Consider the following 1,154-nt stretch of genomic DNA (forward strand, 5'->3'; position numbering starts at 1 on the left):
ACGTCTTTACGGCACATTTCCCAAGAATTAAATATTTGCTTAGGTAGTCTAACCAAGGCCCTGAAAGATCTAATTGATCAAGGCTTAGTTTATCGTGAAAAAGGTAGCGGTCGGCAAGCAACGAAGTTTGCGACTCGTAGTAGCTTGTTACAACATGCGATGAGGTTACAACGCCAACAGCGATTAAACTATTGGATAACGGTTGCTCGGTTATTAGAACCCTCAGAAGAATTAGTGGCGCTACAACAATTGAGCCTTGATGCTCGCCAAGATCATCATCGCAATGCCCAATTGAATTTGCTAGATACGGGTTAGAATTTAGTGTTCTAAAATGCCATTACGTATCTATAGTTCTGGACACGGGTTTCTTGGTTGGGGACTGGGCAGGCCTGCTGGGTGTTAACTGGGCTAGATTAGGGTGTTATTTAGTTATTAGTCGTCCCGTCGCCTCCAAACCGTTTAGAACTAACTTCTCACGTGAGACGCATGATCACGATTCAAGCTACTCCGCCTAGGCGGGTTTTAAGCCGGGAATATTCGGCCATTATCAGTTGAGTAGTGTTGCTTGCTTTTGATGAGCAGTAGGTAAGCTAACTGTAAATCGAAAGTGAGGGGTTTGGTTATGACAACGTTTTTTCAGTGGTTAGTGGTACTAGCGTCCGGGTATCAAGTGCCCGAAGCATTGCTTAATAATAATCAGTTAATTGATAAGCTTTTTGGAGGTGGAGAAGGGACTAATACGGCTAGAGTAATAAAGTTTTATTTAGAATGGCATAATGTGTTACACACGGATATTTTAGCGGTTCAGAAGATTATTGGGACGGTCAATGGGTGGATTTTATTAGGCCTGTATCACACGGCGCAAGCTTTAGAGAGTGTGTTTATGGCGGTTTTAAAACTGTTTGGTTTTTTTGCTAATTTTAATGTTGGTGAAATGGGCACCCTTTATAAGACCATCGTGTTATTAGGATTTGCGCTTTTAACGATTGGTTTAGGTTATTTGCTGGTTGAGAATATTTTTCGGGCAAAGACGAAATTACACGAGGTTGTCACTAACCTGGTGGTGGTAATTGCAATCTTAGTAATGTTGCAATTTGGCACTAATTTGTTTAGTCAATTCGCGATGGCTGGTGCCTAAGATATTGTAGGTAATA

1 protein-coding gene and 1 pseudogene are annotated in these 1,154 nt (G+C 41.5%); both read left to right on the forward strand.

Going from position 1 to position 1,154, the window contains the following annotated elements; translation table 11 throughout:
* Positions 1-315, forward strand: a pseudogene (locus tag KGF65_RS16655) (plasmid replication protein); the annotation flags it as partial.
* 307 nt (positions 316-622) lie between these two features.
* The gene (locus KGF65_RS16660; RefSeq protein ID WP_056953181.1) at positions 623-1,138 is read left to right on the forward strand and encodes a hypothetical protein; all 516 of its coding nucleotides are present in this window, start codon (positions 623-625) and stop codon (positions 1,136-1,138) included.
* Positions 1,139-1,154 lie beyond the last annotated feature (16 nt).

Source organism: Lactiplantibacillus sp. 30.2.29 (genome assembly GCF_018991255.1).
Lineage (GTDB): Bacteria > Bacillota > Bacilli > Lactobacillales > Lactobacillaceae > Lactiplantibacillus > Lactiplantibacillus pentosus.